A 21,938-nucleotide genomic window follows, 5' to 3' on the forward strand; every position below is an offset into this window, starting at 1 on the left:
TATTCTATGATTTCAACAGCTGTAAGAACTCATTTCGTGTTTTAGAATCGCTCCTGAAATTACCAAGCATCACCGACGTTCGCATTTGTGAGTTTTGCTTTTCTACACCACGCATCATCATGCACATGTGTTTTGCCTCAATGATAACGCCAACGCCTTTTGCACCTGTTACTTCTTCAACCGCTTTGGCTATTTGGTGTGTTAACTGCTCTTGGATCTGAAAACGTCTGGCATACATGTCGACGATACGAGCGAACTTAGACAAGCCTAACACTTTACCGTTGGGGATATATGCAATATGGCACCGGCCAACAAAAGGTAATAAGTGGTGCTCACACATTGAGTACAGCTCAATATCTTGGATTAACACCATGTCATCAGCATCAGAGCTAAACACGGCGTTATTGGTGATCTCTGATAATGTTTGGCGATAGCCTTGGGTGAGATATTCCATGGCTTTAGCAGCGCGTTTTGGTGTGTCGAGTAAACCCTCGCGGTCTTTATCTTCACCTACGGCTTCAATAATTTGTTGATAACTCGCCTTCAATTTGTCCTGCATAATTTTTCTCTATTTCAGATGACGTCCGCCGTCCAGCTTAATGCTGCGACCTGTCATATAATTACTCTGTAAAATCATTTCTACAGCATTGATAATTTCATGGCTGCCTGGTTCGATACCCATTACCGATTTCGATAAGGTTCTCACTTTATAGTCTTCACTATCATCTTGATTAAAAATAATCAGTGATGGCGCGATACTATTCACTTTCACTTTAGGGGCAAGCTTTGCCGCAAAAGAGCGTGTTAAGTTATCCAATGCTGATTTGCTAGCGGCATAGGCTATATGCTTTTGGCTGCCTCTGTCGACGACATAATCGGTGATATGAATGATGTCGCCAGTTTGTGGTGCTGTATTCAGTAAGGTCGAAAGTCCCAAATTAAGCAAGTACGGGACTTTTGCGTGGATCCGCATCATGTTATCAAATAACTGTGCACAATCCGCGTGGTCGGCTTCTTGTTCCCAACTTGATGCATTATGAATGATCGCGCGTAATGACTCTGTATGGGCCATTACCTGTTGAATACATAATTCCACCGCTTCCGGTTTATCAAAGTCAATGGCCAAACAAATGACGCCTCGTTGCTCTAGCTCATTGATAACATCATGTCTGGTGCGATACGTGATAATGACAGATTGACCTGCTTCAATAAAATGCTCTACCAGTGCAAGTCCAATACGCTGCGCCCCACCAGTGATCAAAATTGGGGATGTTGAGACACTAGCTTGACTCATAACTTACTAACCTTTTTATTTTTAAGTGCTTTATACGCTTATTGAAGCGATTAGGTTCAGTTAAGTGTAGTGCGTTAATGCACTGCACTTAAACTATGGCTGCATTATTCATATATTGTTGGGATCGGCTGACGTTTGTGCTGGGTGCGTAAATAAATAGCAATGAGCTTTTCACTGACGGCATCACTGACGGGCTTGCCTTCAAGAAAATCATCGATTTCGTGGTAACTTAGTCCTAGTGCTTCTTCGTCAGCCAGTCCTGGACGGTCTGTTTCCAAATCGGCTGTTGGTGTTTTGTTGATTAACAGCTCAGGAGCGCCAAGGAAGCCTGCAACCGCTCTAACTTGGCGTTTAGAGAGCCCAAATAACGGTGCTAAATCGCACGCGCCATCACCAAACTTAGTGTAAAAGCCGGTGATATTTTCCGCGCTGTGATCTGTACCTACCACTAATCCTCTTGTTAGACCCGCGATTTCGTATTGTGCGACCATTCGTTGCCTCGCTTTTACGTTGCCTTTTATGAAATCAACAGCGCTAGCATCTGGCAGTTTGGTATTCGATAAGCTCATTGCTTGCAAAGCCTGCGTATGCATTGCATCTGCAGCTGGTTTAATATCTACAGTCATCCGTTTACTTGGCCTGATAAAGTCCAATGCCAGCTGTGCTTCGTCTTCATCCGCTTGCACACCGTAAGGCAATCGCATGGCAATAAATTGATAGGCGTCAGTATTGTGCTCAACGTTTAATTGCTCTATAGCCAATTGGCACAAACGACCACAGGTGGATGAGTCAACACCGCCGCTAATTCCTAATACTAAGGAAAAACACCCAGAAGCCTGTAGGCGCGACTTGATAAATTCGATTCGTCGGTTTGCTTCAAACTCAGGATCGATTTCTGATTGAACCTTCATTTCTGCAAGTATGGCTTCGCGCATTGTATTTCCTCAATCGGTGGAGATAAGAATTTAAACCGTTATTATGTTGGCAAAGGCTTGGTTTTTAAAGTCCCAAATGCTGCTTAATCCTGTTTAACTCTGCTTTGAGAGCGGAAATTTCTTCCATCAGCATATCTATTTCTGTATTACCTAAGGCTGCAGGTGGTGAAGCTTGCTCTGTAACGAGCTGTTCGGTTGGATCACCAAAGTTATGCTGATATCGACTTTCCCGCTTTCCGGGTTCTCTTTCTAGCTTGGTAACAAATTCATGATCAATCAATTGCTCAAGTGTGGTTTCAACGTCTTGCACGCTACTGAATTCGGCGAGTCTATTGCTGCGCGTTCTTAATTCTCCAGGAGTCTGTGGACCTCTCAAAAGCAGTAAACAAAGAATCGCTCGTTGTTTCTCATTGGTTTTAAGGTGACCAAATTCACTGTTGCAGAAACGCTGGCTATATTTATTGACGCGCGAAGACAAACCTTCGTCACAAGTGACTAGGCGCTTTTGTAAAAGATCGTCTAGCGTGTCTAGGACTTCGCTTTGTGATAGCTCCATTACGGGCTCTCGATTGGATTTTTGGTTACACGCATTTGTTAGAGCGTTTAAAGACAGAGGGTACTGTTCTGGCGTGGTAACTTGTTTTTCGATCAGGCTGCCGATCACACGCTGTTCTTTTTCTGATAACTGCATGGCTTTCCCTATGTTGATTAAGACCAATTATTTTACCGAATAACCCTAAAAAGGCCGTTGCACGGTTAAATAGCTAAGTTGCACTTAACCGTGCCCGTATAGATTACCTGCCTTTCGTGTTAGTCAGTTGCGACTTTGTAGTTGCACGTTGCTTTTTGCTGTAACGCGCTTATCAAATTAATACAATTGATATAAATTGTCGTCAGATTACCTTGGTAATATCACGATTCAGTAAATTGAGGCAAATATAGATAGTTAATTATTGATTTTGTGCCATGTCTAACGTGTCTTGGCAGACTGCTAATAGCTTCTCTTTCATCAACTCAAAATCAATGGGCTTACTGAGATAATCGTTCATTCCAGCCGCTAGGCATTTCTCTCGATCTCCTTGCATTGCATTGGCGGTTAGTGCAATGATATGGCTTTGCTGGTGCTGTTTTCCAGCCTGTCCCTGCCTGATTTGCTGTGTCGCTTGATAGCCATCCATTATCGGCATTTGGCAATCCATTAAGATAATGTCATAGCACGTAGGTTGCTGTTTTAACCAAGTAATAGCCTGTTCACCATTTTCGACACATTTCGCTTCAATCCCTAACCGTTTTAGCAAAGTGAGTGCAACGGTCTGATTGATTTTGTTGTCTTCGACCAAAAGCACTTGCAGTTGAGAGGTGAGTTCTAGACGTTGCTCGGTACTTTGTGCAGCGCTGGCTTCTGCATTGTCGTATTGTTGAAACAGCTTCAGTGCTGTAAACGGAGTGAGTGGGTAAAACAATTGTATGGTTTCTGAAAAGATAGTCTCTGTAAGAACCGTATGTGAATGACTCAGTAAACCAAAGGGAATATGGTGGCGAGTAAATTGGCCTTTTAAGTGCTGTTGCTGTGATCCTGATAACTTCAGTATTGAATCGGTATCAAGAAGAACTATAGTGGGGCTGATTGGTGAATCAGCGAGTAAGTCTACCAATTTTTGATACGTGTTTGCCGAGTGACAGTTGATAGACCAAGGTCTTAAAAAGTGTTCGTCAATACAGCTTGCTTGTTCAGAGAAAATGATAAGTACAGGGTTTTGATTTGGATATAAAGGTTTTATTGCAATCGGCGCCGCTAGCGTGATGTGAAAGGTGAAATTACTGCCCATATTCTCTTTACTGAATGCCTGAATATCACCATCCATCAAGTTGCATAGTTGTTTGGCAATACTGAGCCCAAGCCCTGTGCCACCATATTGCCTTGTTGTGGATAGATCTGCTTGGGTGAAAGAATCAAAAATTTTACTGAGCTTTTGTTTGCTGATCCCAGTACCGGTATCTTCTACGCTGCACCACAGCTTGGTTTTATGATTAATGGTCTCGGTGTGGCAAGTTAAACAGATATCTCCGTTTTGGGTAAACTTAATGGCATTACTCAGTAAATTGTTCAGGATTTGCTTTAAGCGATGTGGGTCACCTGAAGCCTTTTGAATTGTCATTGCGCTGAGGTCGATTCTCAGTTGATTGTGATTCTTATACGCAGCTTGTGAAAACTCGGCAATCGTGTTGCTGAGTATTTGGATTAAATCAAATTCTACCTGTTCAACTTGTAATTTGCCCGCTTCTATTTTCGAAAAATCGAGAATGTCATTGATCGTTGTCAGTAAGGAGTTTGCAGAGCTTTGTGCCAGCGAGAGTTGGTGCTTTTGTGTGGCATTTAATTTTGACTGCATAACAATATCAATCATGCCAAGTACCCCATTGAGCGGAGTACGAATTTCGTGGCTCATACTAGCGAGGAATTCAGCTTTCATCTTAGCCGATTGCTCGGCGAGATCTTTGGCTATCAGCGCCTGATTTTTTTCTTGTCTGCGTGCATTGCTATCAAACAAACTACCCAAAATGGCCGCAATGGATTTAATTAATCTAATATCGCCCTGAGTCCACTCTGGTTTAGTTTGGCTGTATTCCACCGATAGCATACCAAGTACGGTATTTTTATACAGGATCGGTGCACACAGCATTGCCTTGATATCAAATGGATCCAGATAGGGCTCTTGGAGGTTTTGCAGAGCAGGGTGCTGGCTGGCAACATCTGCTAAAATCAAGTGGTTTGAAGTGATATCTCGAAACAGTGACGGGTGACTAGATTTTCGCCATGATGGGAAGTGTTGCAGGTTATCGATATTTGAATTAGTAAAGCAGCGTGGAGTGAGAATTGTCTGTTCTTGATTCATTTGCCAGATACTGACTTTGTTTGCTGCCACGCCTGCGCGGCATGTGTCGGCACATAATATCATCGCTTTATTTAAGTGGTTGTTGAGGATGCTTTCATTGGCACTCAACTGCGCTAACAACTCGTTATTTTTGGCGACTTTACGGTGCTCGATTTCCATTTGTTTACGAGCTTGTATGTCTTGTACTGAACCATAGACTTTACTTGTTCTGCCCGCTCTGTGATTTGCTCTTGCTTTGATCAAGAGCCAAAGGTTGTTACCTGTGTATGTGGTGACCTGGAACTCAGCTTCAAATTCTTGGCCTGTACGAATCAATTTATCCAGTAGCTCTTGTACGCGTTTTTTACTATCTCCCAGTTGAAAAAATTCGATCGCGTTGCTCCAAGTAAGCGTGAAATCAGCCGGTACTTGGAAAATACTTTTGGTTACCTCTGACCAGTGAATCTCCCGATTCGCGATATCGAGTTCCCACGCGCCAACTTTAGCTAAAATTCCCATGTTGGTGAGTGCTTCGGTTTGCTCTCTGATCTGGTCAAGCAACCTAGAAATAAAAAAGAAAGCACCGATAAAAATCATGATGAGCACTAACATGGAAAGTCGAAATGGCCATAATGCTGAAGTCATCGGCTGCCAGCCGAAACGCGGAGCAACATACAGTTTCCATTCCCCCTGAGGAAAAGAGACGGAAAATGAGATAGGTGAGTATTTGTCGATCTGTTTTGAACCATAAAAGTAATCGCCCTCGATGCCATCGTTATCCACTTTGCGCAGCGAGACATAATAGCTCTCTTCTAGCTGGTGGAGTTCAGCCTGCTCAAACAAGGCATCGACGTCAATGACCACGGAAAGCAATCCCCAGAAAGCTCGACTGTCCTGCTGAATTACGGGCACGCGAGCAATGAGAGCCATTCCGCCCTGCACCAACTCTAGCGGACCGGACATCACAATTTCACCCGAGTCCCGAGCTTGAACGGCAGCAAATTTTTGCTCTGGATGAGTTAAGTAATTCAGTCCTAGGGCTTGTTCATTGCCTTTGAGTGGGTAGATGTAGCTCAAAGTCATATCGGGAGCTGCACCTAAGTTTCTGACTATTTTACTACTGGCGTATAACGGCTGAGCAAGTGTCGCAAACTTTTCTTGAGATAGATCTGTGGAATTTGCTAACACAACGCTTAGTCCTCTAACGAGCTGCACGTTTTTAGCAAGGACGCCTTCTATTTTTGTCCGATAAACATTTGCTTCTTCTACAACTCTAGAGCGCTCTATTTCCACAAGTCGTTGGTAATTGACGTTGTCGACGTGCCAAGCTATTACTGCCATGACGCTTAGCATTAACCAAAAGCCAGCTTTAACCGAGCGGAGTTTTCGTGGCGATGCAGAATATTGTGCTAGCATTTTTATTGATTTTTAGTCCATGTAACGTAAATATAGCTCACAAAAGAGCAAAAAAAACTCCATCAAACAAAGAAATTTTAATGGGTTAGCTGAGCGTCTCAGAGTCGTTAAAAAGCGTAACATCGGTTTGATATATAAATACTTTAAATGTTAGTAATGAGCCTTGCAGAGCATGTTTGGAAACGATAGAGATTAAAGCGATAATTTTTGACGCTCGTGCTATACCTCTTTAGGTTAATCAAACTTTGCGACTTTTTGACGCGCTCTAAAACGATAAATCAAAAAAAGGAATTCAACATGTTACGTTGGTTCAAGGTGCTACTTTTGTCAGTGCTGATTTTAATCCTTGCTGCAACCGCAGTCGTCTATGGTTTTTTGACGTTGAGCTTGCCAACTTTGGATGGAAAAGGCACATCCAAAGCGGTTAAAAATGCAGTGTCGATTGCTCGCGATGGGCTTGGTCAAGCGGTGATAACCGCTGAAGATAGAGCTGATGCTGCTTATGGTCTTGGATTCGCGCATGGACAAGACCGATTTTTCCAAATGGATCTACTGCGCCGAAATGCCGCTGGCGAGTTAAGTCAGCTATTTGGAGAAGCCGCACTTGAACTGGATAAATCAATGCGGTTTCACCAATTTAGAAAGCGCGCGGAGCGTGCCGTAGGTGCACTATCCGACCATCACCGAGACATTTTATCGCGTTATGTGCAAGGAGTGAATGAAGGCCGCCAGCAAATCGGTATGAAAGGATATGAGTACACTTTGTTGGGTGCTGAGCCAGCTCCTTGGGTTGCAGCAGACAGCTTGTTAGTGATTTATAGCATGTATTTGGACTTGCAAAGCGGCAATTTTCAGCGGGACCAGGCGTTGGTTTTACTAGCGCAGGAATTTGGCCAAGACATGCTGGATTTTCTGTTACAGCCGAGTCGTTATCAAGCTGCTTTGGATGGCAGTGAGCTACCTGTGTATGGGCGTCCGGTGCCGAGTCTGCCAAAGCAAGAAACAGCGATGCTTTATGATATCAAAGAGCAAATCGAAGTCGGCAGTAATAACTGGGCGGTGACCGCAGCATTAACAAATACAGATTCTGCAATGTTGTCCGATGACATGCACCTTGGTCTAAATGTGCCACCAATTTGGTATCGAGCACAATTAAACTACCTTCAAGACAGCGAGCAACTTCAGGTGACTGGCGTATCGTTGCCTGGGGCTCCAGCGATTGTTGTTGGTACGAACAGTAAGATTGCATGGGGATTCACTAATAGTTACATGGATTTAGCCGACTGGGTTAGCATCGGTGTTGAAGATGAGGTCGTCTTACAATCGGAACGCATTGCATTACCCAGTGGTGAATATGTTGAATATTCATTACCCGTAAGTGCATACGGCCCTGTGACAGAGATCGCAGGTCAACGATATGCTCTGAGCTGGGTCGCTCATCAACCTTATGCGGTAAATTTTAACCTCATGATGCTAGAAAACACGGCAACGGCAGCAACCGCTGTTGAGCTTGCAAGTGCGGTTGGGATCCCTACCCAAAATCTAGTCGTTGTTGATACACAAGGCGATGCTGCTTGGACGTTAATGGGCGCTATCCCAAATCGTGCAGTACTCTCTGACGTTGCTGTCAGCCGGTATGATCAGGGGTGGCAAACAAACTTAACCCATCGCCCGAGCTTGATAAGTCCAGAACACGGTCGTATTTGGACAGCCAATTCAAGAGTGGTTTCTGCTTCTGACAATATCCAGTTTGGTGATGGTGGATATGCACTCGGTGCAAGAGCGTTGCAGATACGAGAAGGGCTGTTACAAAAGAATCGCTTTAAAGAAAGTGATTTCTACGCATTACAATTAGACAACGAAGCGCGGTTCTTGCGCCCGTGGCACAAACAGCTGACACAATTACTTACAGAGCACGGAGACAAGACTGTTTACCAACAAGATCTTAGTTTGTTGGCTGATTGGCAAGCTTGTGCGTGCAGTGACTCGGTGGGCTACACGTTGGTTAAGCGTTTTCGTGCTGCGCTGTTAGATCGGATATTCTCTCCTGTTGAACATGTCCTTAAACAGCAAAATAGTTCCTTATCCCATATTGAAAGGTATTTAGAGCCTGCCATGTGGCAACTGTTGCAACAACAGCCAGAGGATTGGCTGGTTCAAGATGAATCTTGGCAAGCGTTACAGTTGGCTTCGTATCAAACGGCCAAACAACAACTCAGTCAACAATTTGGAGAAAATATGGCGGCTTGGCAGTGGGGGACAGTCAATCAATTAAAAGTGCAACATCCTTTCTCAAAACAAATTCCATGGCTGAGTCATTTGTTAGACATGCCGGAGATGCCAGGGTTTGGTGACAAATACATGCCAGCGGTACAAGCACCGGCAAGTGGAGCCTCACAGCGCTTTATTGTGCAACCTGGATATCTTGACCAAGCGATAATGACGGTAGCTGGTGGTCAAAGCGGTCATCCACTCTCACCTTTTTACCGAGCAGGGTTCGAAGCTTATGCTACAGGTGAGACTGTGCCATTGTTGCCGTCAGAGCGGATGCACCAGATAATCATCACTCCAGTTAACTAATTTGTGAGGCATAAATGGCGCCTCCCATGGCGGTAGTCACTTTATTTCTACCGCTATTCTTGCTGTCATACAGTGCTGTATCAGCCACTTGAACTGCCTCTTCAAAGCTTTGTGACGCTTGCCATTGGGTAACGCCAAGGCTAATGGTTAAGTTCAGTTGCCACTTGTCGAAATGTATCATACCAACGGCTTTGCGCAGTGCTTCGGCGCGAGTCGTCGCTTCGTCAATATTGCAAGGGGCGAGTACAAATAAAAACTCCTCTCCACCCCAACGTACAGCAATATCAGCCGGCTTAAGATGCTGTTGTATCACTTCAGCGACGTGAACAAGTACCGCATCGCCAGTGTCGTGTCCTAATTCATCGTTGATATCTTTGAAATGGTCAATATCAGCCATCAATACGCAGATTGGACAGCCTGTTGATAGGCAGCTCTCTCTAGCATGCAGTATTAGTTCATTGGCATAGCGGCGATTAAAGAGGTGAGTTAATGGGTCATGGGCCGCTAAGGTCGCGAGGGTGTTTTTCTGTTGTAATGTGAGTTCTCGGATCTGTGCAATGGTGTAAATCATAGGAACCCCGCAAGCCAAGACATTAATAGTATGAACGTAAGGAAGGAGCTGAGGATAAGCATAGCGATAGGGAATATCTGCAAACCAAATTTGCAGCAGCGCAAATAACGAGATCAGACCTATTGCATAGCTTACTGCGCGTGTTAGTTTCAGCTGATAGTCTAAAAGCATTAGGCAGGATACGGTCCAGAGATAGTATTGAAAACCAAGACCCATACCCAAAATAGCACAAACCAATATAGCATGGGCAGCGACTTCAAAGCAGAAAATCCGCAGAGCCAACGAGTAAGCGCCTTGATCAATCAAGCGAATACCCGCGTACCACAATAAAACGCTACCAATATTCACCGCTGACAGGAAAGGCACGCCAAGCTGCCAAAAGACTAAAATGAGCCCTGCATGGATCCACAGACAATAGACAGCGACCTTACGCAACAATGCAAACTTTGCTGCTTCAGAATTGTCTGGTTTGCTGTAAGGGTGTTGTTGTGCCACCGGCTCCCTCTTATTTTAATTCGCTTGTACTAAGTATAGGAGTGATACAACAAAAATGTTGTGGTGCTTGATTAAGGTGAGTCGAAAAGCCTATGCTTAACTTGCAAAATTTTCTTACTAAACACTGTAACTCATTAAAATCAAAATTATTTTGGAGTCACTATGTCGCTCGAAAAAGCCAGGTTAAGCCTTTGCAATCTTGATAAACAAGACTATGAGCAAGTGAAGCACTTAATGGATGAAGCCTACCCTGATTTGGGTGGTGCGTGGCCAAGTCACACAATTTTTCGCTTAATAGATCAATTTCCAGAAGGGCAAATTGGCGTTAAAGATGGTGGGGTTTTGGTCGGTATTGCATTGAGTGTACAGGTTGACTACCAAACATTTTCTAATCCGCATACCTATGATGATATTGTCGATGCGCATAACCGCATATTTAGCGACAGCAATGGCGATGCACTGTATGGCTTGGACGTGGTGATAGCCAAAAGTCATCGAGGTATGCGTTTGGGGCGCAGGCTCTATGATGCTAGAAAGGAACTATGCCGACAGTATAACCTGCGAGCAATCCTCGCTGGTGGTCGCATACCACTTTATAAAACGCATCGTCAAACGATGTCGCCAATGGAGTATATCAATAAAGTTGATCACCGAGAGTTACATGACCCAATTTTGAGCTTTCAACTTGCAAATGATTTTCAGGTGAAGCGTTTGTTGAAGCAGTACTTACCTGAAGATGAGGATTCAGAAGGTTATGCCACTTTGTTGGAGTGGAATAATATTTTGTATGAACCAACCGATAGAGTTATTGAAAGTAAAAAAACCGTAGTAAGAGTCGGGGCGGTACAGTGGCAAATGCGTCAAGTCGGCTCGGTAGAAGAGTTACTCCAGCAAGTGGAATACTTTGTTGATACGGTGTCGGATTATCAAAGTGACTTTATTTTATTTCCTGAATTTTTTAATGCGCCCTTAATGGGGTTGAGCGAACAGCAAGCGCAAACCGAAGCAATCCGTTGGTTGGCGACCTATACCGAGCATTTCAGAGAACAAATGTCGCGTATGGCGATAGAATATAACGCCAACATTATTACCGGTTCTATGCCTTTGTTAGAAGGCGATAAGCTCTATAATGTCAGTTATTTATGTCACCGCAGTGGCAAAGTCGATCAACAACGAAAAATACACATAACGCCTCATGAAGACTATGACTGGGTTATTAAAGGTGGTGACCAAATCGCGGTTTTTGATACTGATGCTGGTCGTGTTGGGATCCAAATTTGTTATGATGTGGAGTTTCCTGAGCTGTCTCGGATCATGGCGCAGCGGGGCGTAGAGATATTATTTGTGCCATTTTGGACGGATACTAAAAATAGTTATTTACGTGTACGACATTGTGCACAAGCTCGGGCGATTGAAAACGAATGCTATGTGGTGATTGCCGGTAGTGTTGGAAACCTCCCCGAGGTAGAAAGTCTAGACGTACAGTATGCGCAATCAGCTGTGTTGACGCCTTCTGATTTTTCTTTCCCACATGACTCAACCCTCAATGAAGCGACACCAAATACCGAAATGCTGCTGTTTAGTGATTTGGATTTAGATAAGTTAAAGCTGTTGCATAGCGAGGGGACTGTTCGTAATTTACTGGATAGACGAACAGATTTATATTCGGTAGAAATGAAGCATAAATTGAAGTAAGCGCTTTTTTAGAGAGACTCTTGTCTACACCAATTGAGCTACTGCATTAACGATCGCAATGGCTTTTTTTAGTCATGTGGTGCATTATTCTGAACAAGGAATAATCAACCCATCACTGAAGGAGTCGTTGTGACAACTCTTATAATTTGCGCCATTATTGCTATCTTATTGCCTTATTTTGCCAAGGTTCCAGTCGCCCTAGCGATGCAAAAGCAAGGTGGTTATGACAATAAATATCCAAGAGCTCAGCAGCAAACATTGACCGGCCTTGGCGCCCGAGCACTTGCGGCACATCAAAACTGCTTCGAATCACTAACCGTTTTTGCGGTCGCGCTGGCGGTCGTATTTGGCTCTCAAACATTCACGGCTTTAGTGCAGTGGTTGGCTATTGGTCATATTATTGCGCGGGCTTTCTATTGTGTATTCTATTGGGTAAACCTAGATATACTGCGCTCGATTACGTGGGTAATCGGACTTGGTTGCGCAATTGCGATGGTCGTTGCAAGCGGCTTATAACGAGTCGAAATAGTCTGCAGGCAGGGCCATTTTTTGACCTTCAGGCAGCTGCAGATTGGAAAGGCAAAGCTGGGCTATTCGCACACGGTATAGGTCTTGGACCTTATAGCCGAAATGTTGAGCCATCCGCCTTATTTGTCGATTTAACCCTTGTTTGAGCACGATCTGGAAACTGTATTCAGACCGCAGCTCTACCTTGCACGGTAAAGTGATGGTATCGAGTATAGGCACGCCGGCAGCCATGCGCTGGCAAAACTCCTTACTCAAAGGTTTATCCACCCGCACCCAGTATTCTTTTTCCTGATGAAAGTCAGGGTGAATAAGGCGATTACATAATGCCCCATCGTTGGTCAATAGCAGCAGCCCCCGGCTATCTTTATCTAATCGGCCGATTGGATAGACTCGTGTATTGGTGGGTAACTGATGATAGATGCTGCTGGGGTCGTCTGGGTTTATTTTGCAATCGATACCAACGGGTTTGTGGTAAGCAAATAATTCTCGAATAGCAGGGCCGGTTAGCTGGACTCCGTTAACAACAACCAGATCGTCTGGCGTCACGTGATCCACATGGTTGGCAGGACGACCGTTAACCGATACATCCCCCTGCTCGATAAGTCGTGATGCTTGTTTTCGTGAGCACACACCACAGTGACCAATATATTTGGCTAAGCGCATTGGATATGTCATGTAGGCCCTTGCATGATCAAAACTCTCTTCAGACTCGTATTATACGGTATCTATTACATTCGCAAAGTGCTCAGAGATGCTTCGTGTCTTAGTTGTGAGTCTCTGTTTACGCCGATAAAGAGGTGAGGACTGTGTTTATCGAGTTCAACGCGTTGGCTTCCTATCAACCGCTGCAAAAAGTAGTTGTTCACTCAATAGACTTGGCACTGTTTCAGGTTAGCGTGGTAATTGATGGGACCGAGTATCATGTTAAGGAAGGGGATAAGGCTCTGCTGCAAGCGCAAAGTCCGCTACAAATACAGCAGCGATTTGCTCATTTGTCCTATCGGCAAATGGTGCTGCGCCATCAAAGTGCTTATGATGAAATGATTGGGCAGCCGGTTAGGACAACACCCAATACTCTAGAAGTTCCATTTGGCCAAAATAACCTGTTTTAGCTGCACTGAGCGACGATATGTGGTGCCAGTACGTTTTGTATCGCGGTGTTAAAATCACGTTGGTGGCTAATGCCAAGTTGATGTAGCTTATTGTCTTTCAGCGCGCAATTATAAGGTCTGGTGGCGGTGCTGCTTGGTGAATCTTGTGCTGTGATAGCCTTGGCATCTACGTTGATAGCTGTAGCAATGGCTTGTGCCATTTGGTATTTGGTCAGCGCCTGATCACCGGAAATGTGATAAATGCCACCTTTAACTGCCAGTCGCAACATATCTCCTAACGTAGCGGCAATATCATCAACATGTGTTGGATAACGAATGGCCCAATTATCCTGCGGTGAATTTGCATCTTGCTGTAAATGTTCAGCAATAATCGTGACAGCGGACTCCGTTAGCTCATTAACTTGCCCGTATAAAACGGGAACTCGGATAACACAATGTTCACCACTGGCAGCCAACACTTGTTGTTCACCTGCGAGTTTGGTTTGACCGTAAAAATTTACAGGGTTTGGTGTCGCTTGTTCCGAGTATGGTGCATCGTTACCGTCGAAAACATAGTCAGTGCTAATAAAAAATAAGCGAATGCCTCTTTGAGCGCAGCAAGCGGCGAGAAATTGAGTGGCTTCTACATTCAGGGCCAGTGTTGCTGCATGATCAGTTTCACACACATCTGGACGTCGTTCAGCAGCTGCATGAATTAATGCATTGGGCTGATGAGTATCTAAAAAAACTTCGACAGCGGAACGGTCGCTTAAATTCAAAGAATAAAACGGCGGTTGAGCCCGACTAAAACCACAACCAATAACAGAAAAGCTGTTTTCAAGCGTGCGATAAATTGCTCTTCCAAGCAAGCCGGTTGCTCCGGTGATCATTACCTTATGCATTACTACATCCACATCTATTTGATAAATTGCGCCTCACTCTATCAAAGCGTGTTGCGACTATCCAGTGAATCGTACAGCAAACTGGTGAAGATGAAAAAACACCATGATTAAGCATGATGAATGACAGTTTGTAAGGAAAGAGGCTGGTGTGTATTCACACCAGCCTAAAGGACTAAGCTGTTTGTCCATTTCCCTGAGGTTGGTCATTTTGAGACTGGTTTTCCCAAGCTTTGGATTTAAATGCAAACAATGCCACCGCAATACCGATACCAATACTGAATAGGCTGATTTGCAGATAAAGGTTGGGCATTTGTTCCACGTTATTCGGGTCGAAGCTACCGGCGAGCAGCCCTGCAATAATATTCCCGATAGAGTAAGTCAGTACAAATACCCCCATCATTTGACCCGCAAAGCGCTTTGGCGACAACTTACTCACCGCACTGAGTGCGACGGGGCTTAAACATAGTTCGCCCACAGTGTGTAAGAAGTATGTTGTGATCAACCACATCGGCGCTACTTTTAAGCCTTGCGCGGCGTATTGAGACGCAAAAAACATCACGATAAAACCACTGGCCATGATGATTAAACCAATCGCACATTTGACGCTGTAGGATGGCGTGATCATTCGCTTTGCAAGGTTAATCCACAGTGCGGCAAAAAATGGCGACAGAACAACAATAAAAATAGAGTTGGTAGATTGGAACCAAGCGGTAGGAATGGTAAAGCTGCCAATCACACGATCGGTGTAATCTCTGGCAAATAGGTTGAGTGAAGAACCTGCTTGTTCAAACCCAGACCAAAAGCAGGCAGATGCCACACAAACTAAAAATAGCGCCCACATTTTCTTTTTCTCGCTATCATCTAAATTACCAGCAAAATAGATAAAGCCGTAGTAAAGAAAAAATACTGTTGTGAACGCGACCGCCACATACTGAGCCAAAATCACAGGATTTATTTCGATAATCCCCATGTAGGCACTTACAACGACGGCTGCTGCGATTGCTAACAGGGCTGTAATCGTGCTCCAAGCTGTGCGGCGTCCCTTATCTGACATTGGGTTACTAGGACGATTGCCAACGGTACTGATGTGAGATGCTGTCATTCGGTAATTGACAAGTCCAAGCGCCATACCGACTGCAGCAGCACCAAATGCCCAGTGCCAACCCACATTTTCCATAAAGTAGCCACATACGGCATAACCAATGACCGAGCCCAGATTAATACCCATGTAATAAATGGCATATCCGCTGTCTCTGCGTTCGTCTTCATCACTATATAACTGACCAACCATCGCGCTGATATTAGGTTTGAGTAAACCAGTACCAGAAGCCACTAAAATCAAACCGATAAAAAATGAACTTTGGGTTGGAATAGCAAGCACGATATGTCCGCACATAATAATAATACCGCCATACCAGACCGCCTTTTGGCCACCGATCAGCCTATCTGCAATCCAGCCTCCCGGAAGCCCCAAAAAATAAACCGCTCCAGTATAAAGTCCGTAAATTGCCGCGGCAGAAGCGACGGTAAAACCCAAGCCTTCACTTTGTAGTGTAGCGGTCATAAAGAGCACCAACATGGCACGCATGCCATAGTAGCTCATTCGCTCCCACATTTCGGTAAGAAAGAGGGTTTTTAACCCGGTAGGATGACCAAAAAAACCCTGATCACTGAGATGTTCCTGTGATGACATATATTCACTTCCATTATTATCGTTATGGTGGAAAAGAATATTTGTACGTTATTTGCTCTTGTTGTGCAACCGTAGTGCGATACTCACGGTAATAGTGCGTTTAACTCCAAAATACTGTCAATTTCAATGTGAGCAAGTCCCAAGTAGCTGTAGCGAGTGAAGTTATTGCGCAGCCAAACACTCGCACAACCTGCTCTATGCGCCCCTTGTACGTCGGTATCTAGGCTATCACCAACGTGCAATAATTGCTCAGGGGCTAGTTGTAGTTGCTGGCACGCGCGATGATACATTTCGGGGTGTGGCTTTGCGCGGCCGTCTATTCCCGCCTTAAGTACTAAATCAAACTGACCTGCTAGATTAAATTTCTCGACTTCAACGTTGCCATTGGTGAGCGCGACGAGTTTATATCGTTGTCTGAGCTTGCCTAGCAAGGCTATCACATCGTCAGTTACCACAATGTGGCTTCTTGCCTCTGCAAAAGCCTGATACGCTTCTTTGGCAAATTGTTGGCTTTGTCTATCGTCGAAACCAAGCTGCTGAAAACCAAACAACAATGCATGCTGACGCCACTTCGTGACATCTTCACAAAGGTTAGGTTGCTGTGTCGCGACGGTGTTTCGGCAAAAGCTCCAAAATGCTTCACCTTGGCTTTGCCATGCTGGATGCTTGAGTAGATGGTTATTCATGGCGGCAACAGCGGCGATGATCACCGGTCGGTTGTCATACAGGGTATCGTCTAAGTCGAAGCTAATCGCTTTGATTGGGCTGATGGCTTTATTAAATCTCATGGCGCGCTACTACTAAGTTATTTGTTAAGGTTTGAGCTTTTTTGCTCTTGGGTGTGCCTTATCATAGACCTTGGCTAAGTGTTGAAAATCAACATGGGTATATACCTGCGTTGCGGATAAACTGGCATGTCCAAGCATTTCCTGCACGGCACGTAAGTCGCCACTGGATTCTAACATATGACTGGCAAATGAGTGGCGCAGTTTATGTGGGTGAATAGGCGTACTCACGCCTTGCTTTAAGCCCCATTGCTTCATGCGTTCTCGTACGTGCCTAGCGCTAATTCGACGTTTTAATTTACTGAGGAATAGCGCTGGCTGCTCGTCACCGACCCATGCAGCACGTATTGTTAACCAAGCTGCAAGAGCAATAAGCGCTTTGCCACCAACGGGCACGACACGTTCTTTTTGTCCTTTACCTAATACACGGATCTCGCCATCTCTGACATCACCGATATTGGCGTTAATTAACTCACTGAGTCGCAACCCGCTGGAGTACATCAATTCCATCATTGCTTTGTCTCTTATCGCCAGCGGTTCATCGCTGTCAACGTTAAGCAGCTGTGCCATTTGATCAACATCGAGATTTTTAGGCAGTGGCTTTTGAAACTTCGGCCCTTTAATTCCTTCAGCGGGATTGGCGCAAACGATGGTATCGTCTTTGGTCTTGAGGTATTTATACAGACTGCGAATACAGCTCAATTTCAAGTTAATAGTTCTGGGACTGAGGTCATCACTGCGTAGTTTCATACTGTAACGACGGATCTGCTCGGGACTAACGTCTAGCCATGAGTTGCTGCCGCTACAAAAGAAGCTGGCGGCTTGTACCAGTTGAATGCGATATTGCGATAAGGTGTGCGGCGAATAGCTTTTCTCATGTCTGAGAAAACCCATAAAGGCGTCTATAGGTTGTTGCCATTGGTCACTTAGCGTTATTGGTGTCATGCAAGTTCAGATAACTTCAGACTTAATGTTTGGATAAAGCTATCGATCAAGAGATTATCATTGCTCGGCGCGAAGTGATCTTCATTGGGGCTGGAGAAGGCAAGTAAATAATCGCACGGTTCTGCAGTGTGAAGTTTATACAAAGCAACGGAGCCTACCGCGATACCAGAAAACAATGATTCTGCATGTTGTTGTGATAGTCGGCCTAAGTAACTACTTGCGTCTTGCAGTTTACTCGCCAATAACTCAGCAAGTTCTGCATCAATTGGCAGTAAGCGACAAGCGTTAATATGTTGCTGCGCCACAAATCGCTCTTTGAGGATTTGATTGAGCGTGGAAAGATCTTCGCAGGCTAATACAGCCAACTGTACAGTACTTAACTGTTTAAAGACTAACTCATTGGCATGTGCATGCTGAGCCATTTCGGCCATCTGCTGTTTAACTTTGCGTAATTCATCTCGCAAAACCCTTTGCTGATGCAAAGCCAGATTAGGATGACCATTGGTTTTTTGATGGAGATCTAAATCCAGCAATACATACGGATGACGCAACAAAAAATCGGGGTTCTGTTGCAGATACTCACAGACAAGTTGTTCTTTCTCAGCGTCAAACTGTTTCTTCATATCGCTATTTGTCCATCAAATACGTGTTCAGCAGGGCCTGTCATTTTTACATTTTGACCTTGGCCATCCCAGCGGATATGCAAGCTACCCCCAGGTAAATCAACACGAACCGTTTCCGCTAACTTGCCCAATGTGATGCCAACGACAGCAGCAGCGCAAGCCCCAGTACCGCAAGCTAAGGTTTCTCCCGCGCCTCGCTCCCATACTCGAAGTTTCACATGTTCTGGAGAAATTACTTGCATAAAGCCAATATTAGCACGCTCTGGGAAGCGTTCATGTTGCTCAAGCAAAGGACCTAAGGTTTCTACATTCGCGTTGTCCAAATCATCAACGACAATAACCCCGTGCGGATTGCCCATCGACACTGCGCTGCAAAAAACGGTGTGGTCATCCGCTCTTATAATATAGGTATTTTCTTGCTTATTTGCGCGAAAAGGCACTGCAGAAGGAGCAAAATTAGGTTTACCCATGTTTACAGTAACTTGGCCGTCTTTTTCGATAAACAAAGTGAGGTTACCGCCTTTGGTAGACACTTGGACTTTGTGCTTGTTGGTCAGCCCTTTCATTCGCACAAATCGTGCAAAGCAGCGAGCACCATTGCCACATTGCTCCACTTCGGTGCCATCAGCATTAAAGATGCGATAATGAAAATCGAGATCGGGAGAATAAGGCGCTTCGACCATCAACAGCTGATCAAAACCAATACCAAAATTTCTGTCCGCCAGTTTGCGAATTTGATCCCGAGATAAAAACACGTTTTGGGTGACGTTATCGATGACCACAAAATCGTTTCCGAGACCGTGCATTTTTGAAAAATTAATAAACATAAGGTGACTTTCTTTTGGGCTTTGCCCTTGGTCTCACAATTATCAATACTTTGCCATGGATATGAAGCTTAGGGAAGCAGGTGCTCTCCTTGCCACAGCGATTCTAATGTTTCACGCGCACGGACTAAATGATGCTCGGTATCGTCGACCATAATTTCGGCACAACGAGGACGAGAGTTATAGTTAGAACTCATGGTAAAACCGTAAGCTCCAGCGCTACGTTGAGCTAATAAGTCACCTGGCTGAATTTTTAGCAGCCGTTCTTTACCTAGAAAATCACCAGTCTCACACACTGGGCCGACAATGTCATAAAGTTGCGATGGCGTGTCATCATCTCGTTGCACGACAGGGATGATGCTTTGCCACGCTTGGTAGAGGGCTGGTCTGAGCATGTCATTCATGCCTGCATCAACGATAGCAAAGTGCTTATGGGCTGTGGGCTTGATAAACTCAACTTTGGTCACCAAAATCCCCGCGTTTGCGGCAATCGCGCGACCTGGCTCAAAGATCAGCTCTAAATCAGGAAAGTCGGCCAACTTATTTTTCACTTCCGCAGCATAAGCACTTGGGTGCGGTGGCTTTTCGCCATCATAAGGTACGCCTAACCCACCACCAATATCTAGGTGTTTAAGCTTTATCGCCGCTTTTTCAAGCTGTTTGACCAATGCGAGCACTTTATCTAAAGCTGCCAAAAAAGGATTGATTTCGACGAGTTGAGAGCCAATGTGAAAATCTATACCAACAACTTCAATTCCGGGTAACGCATATGCTAACTGATAAATATTAAAAGCGTCGTTAATATCGACCCCAAACTTGTTCTCTTTCAAGCCAGTAGAAATATATGGATGAGTTTTGGCGTCAATATCTGGGTTGACTCGCAGCGAGATCGGCGCATTGAGCTTTAATCGCTCCGCAACTAGACTGATCCGTTTGAGTTCTGAGATAGATTCAACGTTAAAGCACTTTATGCCGGTTTCTAGGGCAAATTGGATCTCTTGTTCTGTTTTGGCGACACCTGAGAACACCACTTTGCTTGGGTCGCCCCCAGCTTTTAAAACTCGTGCTAATTCACCTTGAGAGACGATGTCAAAACCTGAGCCAAGCTTCGCCAACACATTGAGTACTGCCAAATTAGAGTTGGCCTTAACTGCATAACAAACCAAATGTTTATGACCTTTGGCTGCATCGGTAAACGCATGATAATGGCGCTCTAATGTTTTGCGTGAATACACATAGCAAGGTGTACCATACTGATTGGCGATATCGGTAATCGAGACTTGCTCTGCAAATAATTGTGCATCTTGATAATTAAAGTGATCCATTGCTAGGCTCCAAAGAGGACGAAGTTGTTGATTTTTTTGTCGTCTGCTTGGTTTTTTCAGTTTCTGGCTTTGGTTGATTTTGCTGTTGTTTTTCTGGCAAGTAGAGAGGTCCACTTTGCCCACATCCAGAAAGGGATAACGTGGTAGCAAACAACACAATCAACAAGCTAATTTTGTAGGATGTCGCTTTCATTAGATAATTCGAGTTAGTGCCTTTATAATCGCAGATTAACAGAATTAATATAAAAAGCAGCTATTCCCTAGTGAAATTTATTGTCGCACAGCGTACTGTGAAAACTTGGCTTCACAATTCGAACATTACCTCTGTGTTGATAACACAAAAAGGAACGACGATATGACCGATCATGAATATCATGAGTTAGCAGACGCATTGATGCTAACTATTGAAGAACAAATTGACGACTGCGATGCAGACCTTGACTATGAGTCGGCTTCGGGCATTTTGGAAATCATTTTTCCGGATAAAAGTAAGATTGTAATCAACAAGCAAGCACCACTTCATCAAGTTTGGGTTGCGACCAAATTTAATGGTCATCATTTTGAACTCAGAGGAGATCAATGGATCGACAATCGCAGTGGTGCAGAGTTTTGGTCATTTATGTCAGAAGCTGCAACGCGCCAAGCTGGCTCAACGATTGAGTGGCAGCACGACTGATGCTTGAATACGTAGAATATCCCGCAAAAACGCAACATAAATCGAGCATCATTTGGTTACATGGATTAGGTGACTCAGGTAATGGTTTTTTACCGATTGCCGCTGAATTGGCATTGCCAGATGAGTTGGGCGTGCGCTTTATCTTCCCTCATGCGCCTGAACAACCTGTCACCATCAATGGTGGCATGGTGATGAGAGCTTGGTATGACATCAAGTCTTTTGATCTGGATAAAAGAGCAGACGAAACCGGTGTGAGAGAATCGGCGACTGCAGTTGAGGCTTTAATCCAGCAGGAGCTAGATAACGGCATTCCAGCTGAACGGATTATTCTTGCTGGCTTTTCCCAAGGCGGCGTAATTGCGCTGCACGTCGCACCGCGATTGGCCGTCAAGCTAGGTGGGGTGATGGCCTTGTCTACTTACATGTGCCAGCCAGAAAAGTTGACTGCCGAGGCTAAACAACCAGAGTTAGACATTTTTATGGCACATGGTAGTCATGATAATGTCGTTCCTATGTTTGCTGGAGAGCTTGCATATAACGCATTAAAGCAGCAAGGGTACCAAGTCAGTTGGCAAGATTATCCTATGGAGCATCAGGTATGCTTGGAAGAAATTAGAGCAATCCGTCAATGGCTCCTAGCACGCTTGAGTTAATGAATACCGTGACATCTAATGGAGTAAAACC

The 21,938-nt window shown here is 44.6% G+C and carries 21 protein-coding genes; 6 read left to right on the forward strand and 15 right to left on the reverse strand.

Annotated elements, in window-relative coordinates:
* Window positions 1–4: 4 nt before the first annotated feature.
* From folE to ACSLBF_RS00320, 5 genes are all read right to left on the reverse strand, one after another.
* Window positions 5–559: a GTP cyclohydrolase I FolE gene (folE, locus tag ACSLBF_RS00300; RefSeq protein WP_440054661.1), complete on the reverse strand. Its 555-nt coding sequence runs from the start codon at window positions 557–559 to the stop codon at window positions 5–7.
* Between the two features lie 9 nt (window positions 560–568).
* On the reverse strand, window positions 569–1,294 hold the full coding sequence (folM, locus tag ACSLBF_RS00305) for a dihydromonapterin reductase (RefSeq protein WP_440054662.1): 726 nt from the start codon (window positions 1,292–1,294) through the stop codon (window positions 569–571).
* A gap of 104 nt (window positions 1,295–1,398) precedes the next feature.
* Window positions 1,399–2,229: an ammonia-dependent NAD(+) synthetase gene (gene nadE, locus ACSLBF_RS00310; RefSeq protein ID WP_440054663.1), complete on the reverse strand. Its 831-nt coding sequence runs from the start codon at window positions 2,227–2,229 to the stop codon at window positions 1,399–1,401.
* Between the two features lie 64 nt (window positions 2,230–2,293).
* Window positions 2,294–2,920 (reverse strand): YceH family protein, encoded by a 627-nt coding sequence (locus tag ACSLBF_RS00315; RefSeq protein WP_440054664.1) that lies wholly within the window; start codon window positions 2,918–2,920, stop codon window positions 2,294–2,296.
* Window positions 2,921–3,179: 259 nt separating this feature from the next.
* Window positions 3,180–6,521, reverse strand: a complete 3,342-nt coding sequence (locus ACSLBF_RS00320; protein WP_440054665.1) for an ATP-binding protein — start codon at window positions 6,519–6,521, stop codon at window positions 3,180–3,182.
* A gap of 297 nt (window positions 6,522–6,818) precedes the next feature.
* Between ACSLBF_RS00320 and ACSLBF_RS00325 the strand changes: the two genes are divergently transcribed.
* Window positions 6,819–9,101 carry a penicillin acylase family protein gene (locus tag ACSLBF_RS00325; protein ID WP_440054666.1) on the forward strand — a complete coding sequence of 761 codons (2,283 nt, stop codon included), beginning with the start codon at window positions 6,819–6,821 and terminating at the stop codon, window positions 9,099–9,101.
* Here ACSLBF_RS00325 and ACSLBF_RS00330 read toward each other — a convergent pair.
* The gene (locus tag ACSLBF_RS00330; protein ID WP_440054667.1) at window positions 9,094–10,167 is read right to left on the reverse strand and encodes a diguanylate cyclase; all 1,074 of its coding nucleotides are present in this window, start codon (window positions 10,165–10,167) and stop codon (window positions 9,094–9,096) included. The genes ACSLBF_RS00325 and ACSLBF_RS00330 overlap by 8 nt on opposite strands.
* A 162-nt stretch (window positions 10,168–10,329) precedes the next feature.
* Between ACSLBF_RS00330 and ACSLBF_RS00335 the strand changes: the two genes are divergently transcribed.
* Together ACSLBF_RS00335 and ACSLBF_RS00340 are read left to right on the forward strand one after the other, a co-directional pair.
* Window positions 10,330–11,862, forward strand: coding sequence for a GNAT family N-acetyltransferase (locus tag ACSLBF_RS00335; protein ID WP_440054668.1), 1,533 nt, complete (start codon window positions 10,330–10,332; stop codon window positions 11,860–11,862).
* A gap of 129 nt (window positions 11,863–11,991) precedes the next feature.
* Window positions 11,992–12,378, forward strand: a complete 387-nt coding sequence (locus ACSLBF_RS00340) for an MAPEG family protein (RefSeq protein ID WP_440054669.1) — start codon at window positions 11,992–11,994, stop codon at window positions 12,376–12,378.
* Here the strand turns inward: ACSLBF_RS00340 and ACSLBF_RS00345 are convergent.
* Window positions 12,373–13,065 (reverse strand): pseudouridine synthase, encoded by a 693-nt coding sequence (locus tag ACSLBF_RS00345; RefSeq protein ID WP_440054670.1) that lies wholly within the window; start codon window positions 13,063–13,065, stop codon window positions 12,373–12,375. The two genes, ACSLBF_RS00340 and ACSLBF_RS00345, sit on opposite strands and share 6 nt — an antisense overlap.
* 131 nt (window positions 13,066–13,196) lie before the next feature.
* Between ACSLBF_RS00345 and ACSLBF_RS00350 the strand changes: the two genes are divergently transcribed.
* Entirely contained in the window at window positions 13,197–13,502 is a 306-nt protein-coding gene (locus ACSLBF_RS00350; RefSeq protein ID WP_440054671.1) for a DUF6482 family protein, read from the forward strand.
* Here the strand turns inward: ACSLBF_RS00350 and ACSLBF_RS00355 are convergent.
* The 8 genes from ACSLBF_RS00355 to lptM all read right to left on the reverse strand — a co-directional run bounded on the left by ACSLBF_RS00355 (window position 13,499) and on the right by lptM (window position 20,771).
* Window positions 13,499–14,383: a dTDP-4-dehydrorhamnose reductase family protein gene (locus ACSLBF_RS00355; RefSeq protein WP_440054672.1), complete on the reverse strand. Its 885-nt coding sequence runs from the start codon at window positions 14,381–14,383 to the stop codon at window positions 13,499–13,501. The two genes, ACSLBF_RS00350 and ACSLBF_RS00355, sit on opposite strands and share 4 nt — an antisense overlap.
* 172 nt (window positions 14,384–14,555) lie before the next feature.
* Window positions 14,556–16,076, reverse strand: a complete 1,521-nt coding sequence (locus tag ACSLBF_RS00360) for a peptide MFS transporter (RefSeq protein WP_440054673.1) — start codon at window positions 16,074–16,076, stop codon at window positions 14,556–14,558.
* 83 nt (window positions 16,077–16,159) lie between these two features.
* Window positions 16,160–16,864 (reverse strand): HAD-IA family hydrolase, encoded by a 705-nt coding sequence (locus ACSLBF_RS00365; RefSeq protein ID WP_440054674.1) that lies wholly within the window; start codon window positions 16,862–16,864, stop codon window positions 16,160–16,162.
* A gap of 24 nt (window positions 16,865–16,888) precedes the next feature.
* Complete coding sequence (locus ACSLBF_RS00370; RefSeq protein WP_440054675.1) at window positions 16,889–17,806, reverse strand: tyrosine recombinase XerC; 918 nt, start codon at window positions 17,804–17,806, stop codon at window positions 16,889–16,891.
* Window positions 17,803–18,429, reverse strand: coding sequence for a DUF484 family protein (locus tag ACSLBF_RS00375; RefSeq protein WP_440054676.1), 627 nt, complete (start codon window positions 18,427–18,429; stop codon window positions 17,803–17,805). Before ACSLBF_RS00375 ends, ACSLBF_RS00370 begins: the two co-directional genes overlap by 4 nt.
* Window positions 18,426–19,256, reverse strand: a complete 831-nt coding sequence (dapF, locus tag ACSLBF_RS00380) for a diaminopimelate epimerase (protein WP_440054677.1) — start codon at window positions 19,254–19,256, stop codon at window positions 18,426–18,428. The genes ACSLBF_RS00375 and dapF overlap by 4 nt, the downstream gene beginning before the upstream one ends.
* Before the next feature lie 68 nt (window positions 19,257–19,324).
* Window positions 19,325–20,578 carry a diaminopimelate decarboxylase gene (gene lysA, locus ACSLBF_RS00385; RefSeq protein ID WP_440054678.1) on the reverse strand — a complete coding sequence of 418 codons (1,254 nt, stop codon included), beginning with the start codon at window positions 20,576–20,578 and terminating at the stop codon, window positions 19,325–19,327.
* A complete protein-coding gene (lptM, locus tag ACSLBF_RS00390) occupies window positions 20,565–20,771 on the reverse strand; it encodes an LPS translocon maturation chaperone LptM (RefSeq protein ID WP_440054679.1) in 207 nt (68 codons plus the stop codon). Before lptM ends, lysA begins: the two co-directional genes overlap by 14 nt.
* A 162-nt stretch (window positions 20,772–20,933) precedes the next feature.
* Here lptM and cyaY point away from each other — a divergent pair, with 162 nt between their 5' ends.
* Together cyaY and ACSLBF_RS00400 are read left to right on the forward strand one after the other, a co-directional pair.
* Window positions 20,934–21,254, forward strand: coding sequence for an iron donor protein CyaY (gene cyaY, locus ACSLBF_RS00395; RefSeq protein ID WP_440054680.1), 321 nt, complete (start codon window positions 20,934–20,936; stop codon window positions 21,252–21,254).
* Complete coding sequence (locus tag ACSLBF_RS00400; RefSeq protein WP_440054681.1) at window positions 21,254–21,907, forward strand: alpha/beta hydrolase; 654 nt, start codon at window positions 21,254–21,256, stop codon at window positions 21,905–21,907. Before cyaY ends, ACSLBF_RS00400 begins: the two co-directional genes overlap by 1 nt.
* Window positions 21,908–21,938 lie beyond the last annotated feature (31 nt).

It is taken from the genome of Pseudoalteromonas sp. T1lg65, from assembly GCF_051930985.1.
In the GTDB taxonomy this organism is placed as follows: Bacteria; Pseudomonadota; Gammaproteobacteria; order Enterobacterales; family Alteromonadaceae; genus Pseudoalteromonas.

Excerpts from the sequence above, each read along its gene's own strand:
- folE (WP_440054661.1), bottom strand. The coding sequence starts at position 559 with ATGCAGGACAAATTGAAGGCGAGTTATCAACAAATTATTGAAGCCGTA.
- folM (WP_440054662.1), bottom strand. The coding sequence starts at position 1,294 with ATGAGTCAAGCTAGTGTCTCAACATCCCCAATTTTGATCACTGGTGGG.
- nadE (WP_440054663.1), bottom strand. The coding sequence starts at position 2,229 with ATGCGCGAAGCCATACTTGCAGAAATGAAGGTTCAATCAGAAATCGAT.
- ACSLBF_RS00315 (WP_440054664.1), bottom strand. The coding sequence starts at position 2,920 with ATGCAGTTATCAGAAAAAGAACAGCGTGTGATCGGCAGCCTGATCGAA.
- ACSLBF_RS00320 (WP_440054665.1), bottom strand. The coding sequence starts at position 6,521 with ATGCTAGCACAATATTCTGCATCGCCACGAAAACTCCGCTCGGTTAAA.
- ACSLBF_RS00325 (WP_440054666.1), top strand. The coding sequence starts at position 6,819 with ATGTTACGTTGGTTCAAGGTGCTACTTTTGTCAGTGCTGATTTTAATC.
- ACSLBF_RS00335 (WP_440054668.1), top strand. The coding sequence starts at position 10,330 with ATGTCGCTCGAAAAAGCCAGGTTAAGCCTTTGCAATCTTGATAAACAA.
- ACSLBF_RS00345 (WP_440054670.1), bottom strand. The coding sequence starts at position 13,065 with ATGACATATCCAATGCGCTTAGCCAAATATATTGGTCACTGTGGTGTG.
- ACSLBF_RS00355 (WP_440054672.1), bottom strand. The coding sequence starts at position 14,383 with ATGCATAAGGTAATGATCACCGGAGCAACCGGCTTGCTTGGAAGAGCA.
- ACSLBF_RS00360 (WP_440054673.1), bottom strand. The coding sequence starts at position 16,076 with ATGTCATCACAGGAACATCTCAGTGATCAGGGTTTTTTTGGTCATCCT.
- ACSLBF_RS00365 (WP_440054674.1), bottom strand. The coding sequence starts at position 16,864 with ATGAGATTTAATAAAGCCATCAGCCCAATCAAAGCGATTAGCTTCGAC.
- ACSLBF_RS00370 (WP_440054675.1), bottom strand. The coding sequence starts at position 17,806 with ATGACACCAATAACGCTAAGTGACCAATGGCAACAACCTATAGACGCC.
- ACSLBF_RS00375 (WP_440054676.1), bottom strand. The coding sequence starts at position 18,429 with ATGAAGAAACAGTTTGACGCTGAGAAAGAACAACTTGTCTGTGAGTAT.
- dapF (WP_440054677.1), bottom strand. The coding sequence starts at position 19,256 with ATGTTTATTAATTTTTCAAAAATGCACGGTCTCGGAAACGATTTTGTG.
- lysA (WP_440054678.1), bottom strand. The coding sequence starts at position 20,578 with ATGGATCACTTTAATTATCAAGATGCACAATTATTTGCAGAGCAAGTC.
- lptM (WP_440054679.1), bottom strand. The coding sequence starts at position 20,771 with ATGAAAGCGACATCCTACAAAATTAGCTTGTTGATTGTGTTGTTTGCT.
- cyaY (WP_440054680.1), top strand. The coding sequence starts at position 20,934 with ATGACCGATCATGAATATCATGAGTTAGCAGACGCATTGATGCTAACT.
- ACSLBF_RS00400 (WP_440054681.1), top strand. The coding sequence starts at position 21,254 with ATGCTTGAATACGTAGAATATCCCGCAAAAACGCAACATAAATCGAGC.